This window comes from Halapricum sp. CBA1109, assembly GCF_009741825.1.
In the GTDB taxonomy this organism is placed as follows: Archaea; Halobacteriota; Halobacteria; order Halobacteriales; family Haloarculaceae; genus Halapricum.
Window position 1 is genome coordinate 1 of the sequence record NZ_WPCA01000120.1, and the last position, 8654, is coordinate 8654.

Annotated in this window: 6 protein-coding genes; 5 read left to right on the plus strand and 1 reads right to left on the minus strand. The window is 64.8% G+C overall.

Annotated elements, in window-relative coordinates:
- Window positions 1–90: 90 nt before the first annotated feature.
- The gene (locus GJ629_RS12285) at window positions 91–720 is read right to left on the minus strand and encodes a hypothetical protein (protein WP_157513320.1); all 630 of its coding nucleotides are present in this window, start codon (window positions 718–720) and stop codon (window positions 91–93) included.
- Window positions 721–839: 119 nt separating this feature from the next.
- On the opposite strand from GJ629_RS12285, the gene GJ629_RS12290 reads away from it, so the two are divergent.
- The 5 genes from GJ629_RS12290 to GJ629_RS12310 all read left to right on the plus strand — a co-directional run bounded on the left by GJ629_RS12290 (window position 840) and on the right by GJ629_RS12310 (window position 8440).
- Window positions 840–1421 carry a Pvc16 family protein gene (locus tag GJ629_RS12290; RefSeq protein WP_157513321.1) on the plus strand — a complete coding sequence of 194 codons (582 nt, stop codon included), beginning with the start codon at window positions 840–842 and terminating at the stop codon, window positions 1419–1421.
- 192 nt (window positions 1422–1613) lie between these two features.
- Entirely contained in the window at window positions 1614–3839 is a 2226-nt protein-coding gene (locus GJ629_RS12295; RefSeq protein ID WP_157513322.1) for a CDC48 family AAA ATPase, read from the plus strand.
- Between the two features lie 131 nt (window positions 3840–3970).
- On the plus strand, window positions 3971–6487 hold the full coding sequence (locus tag GJ629_RS12300; RefSeq protein ID WP_157513323.1) for an RND family transporter: 2517 nt from the start codon (window positions 3971–3973) through the stop codon (window positions 6485–6487).
- Between the two features lie 335 nt (window positions 6488–6822).
- Window positions 6823–8082 carry an RNA-guided endonuclease TnpB family protein gene (locus GJ629_RS12305; RefSeq protein ID WP_157513324.1) on the plus strand — a complete coding sequence of 420 codons (1260 nt, stop codon included), beginning with the start codon at window positions 6823–6825 and terminating at the stop codon, window positions 8080–8082.
- Window positions 8083–8257: 175 nt separating this feature from the next.
- Complete coding sequence (locus tag GJ629_RS12310; protein ID WP_157513325.1) at window positions 8258–8440, plus strand: hypothetical protein; 183 nt, start codon at window positions 8258–8260, stop codon at window positions 8438–8440.
- Window positions 8441–8654 lie beyond the last annotated feature (214 nt).

Consider the following 8654-nt stretch of genomic DNA (forward strand, 5'->3'; position numbering starts at 1 on the left):
ATCCGTCCCGACGACGGCCACCGGTCACCGGGGCTATCCGGGCCGCCTGTCGTAGCGCCGGCGGCCACGGGGTCGGTCGCCGCCGAGCGATCAGCGCGAGGCCCCAGACGCCGAGACAGGCGAGGGCCGCCGCGGTGTTCGGACGCCCGCGCCGAGTAGGTCCACGGCGACGACGACGCAGGCCGCCGCGACGCCCATCAGTCCCGCCGTCGCCGTCCGGTCGAGCGCGTCCGGGAGGCGGCGCTGGCGGCGTGCCCGGCCTCCGAGGACTGCCGTCGCCGGGAGGACGGCCACGCCCGACAGCACCGCGGCTGGGACACCCACCGACGGGCTGGCCAGCGCGGTTGCGACGAGCATATCAGCGACCGCAAGCGCGGGCAGGGCGGCCGCGACACCGACGCCGACGGCCGGCGACAGCGTCCGGTACCACTCCTTCCAGGCCTCCTCGGCGGCCAGTACGACGCCGACGACGAGGAGGCCGAGCGCAATCGCGGCCGTCAGTATCGCCGGCAGACCGACCGTCACCGCGCCGGGGTTGACGGGGACGAAACCGAGGGCAAACGCCACCACCGCGCCGACGACCAGCGCTACCACGAAGAACAGTACGGCGAACCGCTCGCGCGGTCCGAGCGCTGCTTTCACTCGCCGCCGCAGCCGTCCCGAGAGCGTCCGGCCGCCGCCCGACTGCCCGCCTTGCTGTCGCGTTCGTCGTTGGCTCACGCCTCGGGGTGGTCCCGGGATGGTACTTGAATCTCCGGACGGACGTTGAAGTAGGGGGACGACACACTCCGGGCCACGATGCTGCGAGGACTGCCGACACTGGTTCCGGGAGGACGCTGATGGGGGCGCACACGGCCGTCGCCGACGTGACGCGGGCGCTGCGGGCGGCGACGGCGCGGCGGGTCACCGACGCCGTCGACTCGCTCACGGACGCGGCCGTCGCGGCCGTCTCGCCCGCGGCGGTGGCGGCCGACGACCCGGTCCGTCTCGGGCTCTGGCTGTACGGCATCGACGAGCACGCCACACGTGGGAACGACGACCGGACGCGCATCGACGAGACCCGCTACCGCGAGCCACCGGTCGGGCTGTCCCTGCAGTACCTCCTGACGGCCTACCCCGGCGGCGGCACGCCGACGACGCGGTCGCTGGACCAACAGCGCGTCCTCGGGGCCGGGATACAGGCCCTCGACGCGGCGGGGACCCTCGACGGTGGTCGACTACCGGCGGACGACCCCGCGCCACAGATCACGCTGGCGTCGCGGTCGCCGGAGACGCTCTCGCGACTCTGGCGAACGGTGCCCGACGTGTCCAGACAGCCCTCGGTGGCCTACCGGGTCGGGCCGGTGTTGATCGACTCGCCCGTCGAGTCCGTGATACCGCCGGTCGACGAGCGAGCGACCGACCTCACGAACACGGAGTGACCGGAGCCGACCGGGAATCCACGCCCAGTGACACGACGCCGGCACGCTCTCGGCCCCGACGGCCGCGCAGTCTGTCGGTTCAACCCCTGTGACAAACCCTACCATATAAGTGCCTCGTCCGTGCATCCCGACCGCCGGTAGCAAAAAGCATATCTCCGGCCGTACCACAGTGTCACACATCGTCTCGCTACTATGAACGAAGTTCAACTAGAGGTCGCGAAAGCGTACCCGAACGACTCGGGCCGCGGTATCGCGCGCCTCGACCCCGACACGCTGTTGCATCTCAAGCTCTCCCCCGGTGATATCATCGAGATAGAGGGCGGAGACACGACTGCGGCGAAGGTCTGGCGGGCCGACCGGCAGGACTGGAACACCGACACGGTCCGCATCGACGGCTTCACGCGCCAGAACGCCGATGTGGGCATCGGCGAACGCGTCACCATCCGGAAGGCCGAGGCCGAGAAGGCCGAGAAACTGGTGCTCGCCCCGCCAGAGGAGGCCAGCGTCCAGTTCGGCTCCGACGCCGCCGGGATGGTCAAACGACAGATCCTCAAGCGCCCGGTCGTCGAACGCGACATCGTCCCCGTGATGTCCTCGACGAACCATCCGTTCATGCGCTCGCCGGGACAGGCCATCCCGCTGATCGCCGTCGAGACCGAACCCGACGGCGTCGCGCTGATCACCGAGGACACCGATGTTGAACTCCGGGAAGAGCCGATTTCCGGCTTCGAGAAGACCGGCGGCGGCATCACCTACGAGGACATCGGCGGCCTGCAAAACGAGATCCAGCGGGTCCGGGAGATGGTCGAACTCCCGATGAAACACCCTCAGATATTCAAGAAATTGGGGATAGAGCCACCGCAAGGTGTACTCCTGCACGGCCCGCCCGGGACCGGGAAGACCTTGCTCGCCAAGGCTGTCGCGAACGAAACCTCTGCCAGTTTCTTCTCTATCGCCGGCCCGGAGATCATCTCGAAGTACTACGGGGAGTCCGAACAGCAACTCAGGGAGATATTCGAGGACGCCAGCGAAGAGGCGCCCTCCATCATCTTCATCGACGAACTGGACTCCATCGCGCCCAAGCGCGAGGACGTCACCGGCGAGGTCGAGCGCCGGGTCGTCGCCCAACTGCTGACGATGATGGACGGCCTCGAATCCCGGGGGCAGGTCATCGTCATCGCGGCGACCAACCGCGTCGACTCGGTCGACCCCGCACTCAGGCGGCCCGGCCGCTTCGACCGCGAGATAGAGATCGGCGTCCCCGACGAAGTTGGTCGCGAGGAGATTCTCCAGATCCACACCCGCGGGATGCCCCTCTCCGACGACGTGGCGCTCTCACGACTCGCCGCCGAGACCCACGGCTTCGTCGGCGCGGACATCGAGAGCCTCACCAAGGAGGCGGCGATGAAGGCGCTGCGGCGGTACCTCCCGGAGATCGATCTGGACGAGGAGGACATACCGCCCAGTCTGATCGACCGGATGATCATCAAGCGCGAGGACTTCCGCGGCGCCCTCAACGAGGTGAGTCCATCGGCGATGCGGGAAGTCCTCGTGGAGTTGCCGAAGATATCGTGGGACGACGTCGGCGGCCTCACCGACGCCAAGGACAAGGTCAAAGAGTCCGTCGAGTGGCCGATGAACTCCCCGGAGAAGTTCACCCGGATGGGGATCGAACCGCCGGCGGGCGTCCTGCTGTACGGCCCGCCCGGGACCGGGAAGACGCTGATGGCAAAGGCCGTCGCCAACGAGACCGACGCCAACTTCATCAGCGTCCGCGGCCCGCAGTTGCTGTCGAAGTGGGTCGGCGAGTCCGAGAAGGCCATCCGCGAGACGTTCCGGAAGGCCCGACAAGTCTCCCCGACGATCATCTTCTTCGACGAACTCGACTCGCTGGCGCCCGGCCGGGGCGGCGAGACGGGGTCGAACGTCTCCGAACGGGTCGTCAACCAACTGCTGACGGAGATGGACGGCTTAGAGGAGATGGAGAACGTAATGGTCATCGGCGCGACCAACCGGCCGGATATGATCGACCCCGCGCTGATCCGCTCGGGCCGGTTCGACCGACTGGTGTACGTCGGCGAACCCGACACCGAGGGCCGCGAACAGATCCTCAAGATCCACACCGACGACACGCCGCTGTCGCCGGACGTGAGCCTGCGTGAACTCGCCGAGGTCAGCGAGGGCTACGTCGGGTCGGATATGGAGTCCATCGCCCGCGAGGCCGCTATCGAGGCCCTGCGGGAGGACGACGACGCCGACGCGGTCGGGATGAAACACTTCCGGGCCGCGATGGAGAACGTCCGCCCGACCATCGACGAGGACATCCGGGAGTACTTCGAGCAGATGGAAGACGAGTTCAAAGGCGGCGGCCCGGACCGCGACCAGCGACGCGGTAGCGGCCGCATCGGCTTCCAGTAACTGCCCCGTCGCCCGTTCTTCGCCGCGGTGCTTGCTATCTCGTATATAAACCTTTGCCCCACAGTTCGGGGGCTGTAACCCCGCGTCCCGTTATAGGATAGTCGCCGTCGAACACCGAGGTAGAGTCACCGATGTTACGAGATGCCCTCCGACGAACGATCGGATTCGTCACCGACCACAACGTCCTGACGTTGGTAGTGATGCTCGTGTTGACGGGCGTCGTCGCCGGCGGCGGGATCCCACAGGTAGATCAGGCCAGTCAGGCCGGTGCCGACGCCGACGCCTTCGACAACGAGCGCATTCAAAAGGCCGAGTACGTTCAGAACAACTACGGCGACCGGGACGACGGTCCGAACAGGACGCTCAGACAGGTGTACGTCCGCAACGAGAGCGGCGACGTTCTCACTCGGGACTCGCTGATCGCGGGACTTGCGTACCAGCAATCGTTGCTGGACAACAAGTCCGTCCGGGCCAGCCTCCACGATCCGGGGATCACCGGACTCTCGAACCTCGTCGCCACGCGCGTCGCCGGTGATCCGAACGCGACCGTCGACGAACAGGTCGCCGCACTCGACAACGCGAGCGACGCGGAGGTCGACCGCGCTATCGCCGAGACCGTGCAGCAAGATCCACGAGCACAGCGGTTCCTCCCGACGGATCACGACCACAACGCCACCACCTCGACCGACCGGCGGATGCTGGTTCCGATCGCTTTCGACGCCGACAGCGACGACCGCAACCGCACGGAAGCGGCGCTGTACGAGGTGGCCCAGGATGCCGGCGGCGCGAACGTCTTCACGCTCACTGGCCCGGCCGCCGACGAGTATCGCAGCCACTTCTTCACCCAGATGGTCCAGCTAGTCGTCCCGGTAGCGCTCGCGTTGATCCTGTTCGTCCTCGCGTTCTCCTACCGTGACCTCGTCGACATCGTCGTCGGTATGACTGGCGTCGTGCTGTCGGTCCTGTGGATGTTCGGCCTGCTCGGTTGGTTCGGCGTCGGCGCCGGCGTCATCACCATCATCCCGGTCGTGTTGGTGACCGGCCTGTCGATCGACTTCGGCTTCCACGTCTTCAACCGCTATCGGGAGGAGCGTGGCGCCGAAGAAGACATTCGCGAACCGATGGGGCGGGGCGTCCGTCTGGTCGCGACGGCGCTGATCCTCGTGACCGTCACGGCCGCCATCGGGTTCCTCTCGAACCTCGCTAACCCTCTGCCCGTGATCCAGGACCTCGGTATCACCATCACTCTCGGCGTCGTCTCGGCGCTGGTGCTTTTCGTCACCGTCGTCCCGGCGCTGAAGATCAGTATCGACGGCCTGCTCGAACGCGTAGGACTCGACCGCCGGAAACAGGCCCTCGGTCGCGGGCGGTTCCTCGAACCGGTCCTCGAAAGCAGCGTCACGCTGGCCCGCCGGGCCGCTCCGGTCGTCGTCGTCCTCGCCCTTCTGGTCGGTCTCGCCGGCGGGGCCGCCTGGACCGGCCTCGAACAGGAGAGCTTCCAAGGCGGCGACCAGGAGATAGCGGAGTGGAAACAGGAACTCCCAGGACCGCTCGGGTGGGAGACCAACCCCTACGCCGAGCAGTCTTCCCACGTCGACGAGACCTACCAACCGGCCAGCACGGACGACGCGCGCCAGACCCGGATCCTGATAGAGAACGACGTCACCGCGGACGACACCCTAGAGGACATCCGTGCCGGCGTCGACCAGACCGACGAGGAAGGGCTTCTGCTGGACCGATCCAGCGGGCAGGTCGTCCAGTCGCCGACGACCGTGATGCAACGGACCGCCGCGCGCAACGAGACGTTCGCGGCCGTTCTCGCCGCCGAGGACACCGACGACAACGGTGTCCCCGACCGGAACCTCGACCGTGTCTACGACGCGTTCTACGCCGCCGACGCGGAGAACGCCAGTACCGTCATCGAACGGACGGACGGCGAGTACCGATCGGTGCTGGTCACGATGTCGCTTACCGCCGACTGGGCAGAGACCGACAGTACGGTCGCGACGCTCGAAGACACGTCGTCGACGATGGCCGGTGACGGGCGGTCGGCGACGGTCGTCGGGTCGCTGGCGGTCAACGCGTCCGTCCTCGACGAACTGACCGACAGCATCCTCCTGACGATGCTCGTCGCGTTGGTCGCTATCGTCCTCACACTGTCGGCCGTGTTCAGACTGATGCACGGCAGCGCGACGCTCGGGGCGGTCGTCGCGGTTCCGATCGGTATCGTCGTCGGCCTCGTCATCGCCGGGATGTACCTCTTGGACATCCCGCTGACGCTGTTGACGGCCCTGCTGATGAGCCTCGTCATCGGGCTCGGTGTCGACTACAACATCCACGTCGGCGACCGCTTCGCCGACGAACTCCACGCAGGCAAGGACACCTACGCGGCACTGTCGGCGGCCGTCACCGGGACCGGCGGCGCGCTACTCGGCAGCACGCTCACCTCCGCCGGCGCGTTCCTGACCATCGCTCTCGTCCCGAGCACCCAACTCCAGAGCTTCGCCGCGCTGGTCGTGATCGCACTGCTCGCCTCCTTCGCGGTGAGCGTGCTGGTCCTCCCCAGCGGCCTCGTCCTCTGGAAGCGCTTCAGCCCCGCCGACCTCGCGACGCCGACTCCCGGAGAGGACGCCCTCCCGCAGGACTGACTGCGCTGCTCGCTTTCCCGACGGTTTAGCTGAATGCAGGCGCTAAGCCCCCTCCCTCAAGGAGCACCGCAGTCCGCGTCAGCGGACAAGGAGCGCAGTAGGGAGGGGATACAGCGCCGTCATCGTTTTCCGTACACTGTTGTGTTACTGGCCCACAGGCCCACGCAAACCGAAAATATCTTATGCATAATCCATATGATATGCAGACAATGAAACGGAAGACAATCACCATCCGTGAAGATCAAGAGGAGTGGATTCAGGACAACCACTTGAATCTCTCCTCATTCGTCCAAGAGAAACTAGATGAGCTTATCGAACAGCGTGAATCATAACCGATGCACTACGCCTACAGGTTCCGGCTCAAGCCAACCGCCAAACAGCGTGAGCTGTTGGACTACCACCGAGACACTTGTAGGCAACTCTACAACCACGCACTCAACGAGTTTGAACAAATCCCCGAATCAGCAGGCACACTCAATCAACGAGTGCGACAAGTGCGCGACCAACTCACCGATCTCAAAGACTGGTGGGACGAGCTGAATGACCTGTACTCAACGGTGGCACAAGCCGCAGTCATGCGGATTGAAGACAGTATCAAAGCACTCTCTGAACTGAAAGAGAGGGGGTACGACGTTGGCAGTCTCAACTGGAAAGCACCCAGCGACTTCCGCAGTTTCACTTACGTCCAGTCTGGCTTCGAGTTCGACAAGAAGAACGGTCAGACTGTACTCTCGTTGTCGAAACTCGTGGATATTCCGATTGAGTGCCACCGACAAATCCCAGATGAGGAGACCGTCAAAGAAGTCACGCTCAAGAAAGAACCAACTGGGGAGTGGTACGCCTCCTTCGCCGTTGACGACAAAGAGGAACCGCCCAAACCGTCGCTGGAGGAGATTGACGCCGACGAAATGGTCGGGATCGACGTGGGCATTCTGAAGTATGCCCACGACACTGACGGCACGGCGGTTGTATCTCTTGATCTCGCGGTAGAACGCGACAGACTCGAACGGGAGCAGCGCAACCTCTCACGCAAGGAGCATAGGTCGAACAACTGGGAAAAACAGCGGCAGACAGTTGCTGAGTGCCACCAGCAAATTAAGCGCAAGCGGCGTGACTTCTTGCACAAACTCTCGAACTACTACGCTCAGGAGTACGAACTGGTCGCGGTCGAAGGCCTCGACGTGAAAGACATGCTGGAATCGCCGGGAAACAGCCGCAACACGGCATCGGCGGTGTGGAACACCTTCACCGAGATGCTCGAATACAAGTGCGAGCGGGAAGGCACGTACTTCGTGGAAGTTGAGCCCGAAGGCACCACCAAAGAGTGCGCCAACTGTGGCGTCGAAACCGACAAACCGCTGTGGGTGCGTGAGCACTCCTGTCCTGCCTGTGGCTTCGAGGCCGACAGAGACGCAAACGCAGCGTGGAACATTCTTCTTCGCGGTCTGTCAGAACTAGGAGTGGGTCACTCCGAAGATACGCCTGTGGAGACTGCGTTCCCTACGGGAACTGCGGTTGTTCCTGCAAAGCGCGTCTTGGAAGCAGGAAGCCCCTGCCTCAAGGAGCCGCCGAAGGCGGCGAGTAGGCAGGGGTAGTTCACGGGCGGCCCGGACAGTGTCACTCGACGGCTCTTCTCGCGGACCGATTCGAAGCGCCTGCCCAGCACAGGGCGCGTCTGCAGTTCGATGTGTCCTCGTCCTCCCTCGATTTATGCGGTACGAACTGGCCAGTCGGAAGAAGAGTTATACCTTGTTCGGTTGACTATTCTCTATGCACCATCGGCGCAACCTCTACGTCGCCGCCTTCGTCGGGGCGTCGTTGTCGTACATCTTCAACGTCCTCGCGTTCACGGGTACGTTCGACATCTTTCGTTGGGTCGTGTTCGCCGTTCTCTTTCTCGGATTCACGTACGGATTCGAGCGTTTCTTCGGTTGGCAAACCGACTCGGCGTGACTGCCGTTCCTACGGTCTGTCTCCGATACGATTCGTTCGGCCACCCACTGCCGATATGGCCCCGAGTCGACCCTCATAGACCGCCCGCGGTGCGGTGGCCGGGGTCGCCCGCCCGGGGGCGACCCCCGGGGAAGGGCAGGCCTGCGGTCGCAGTGCGGTCACGGAGCCACCAGCGCGAGTTACTCGACCGAGCGATAGCGAGGGAGAGCCTTTT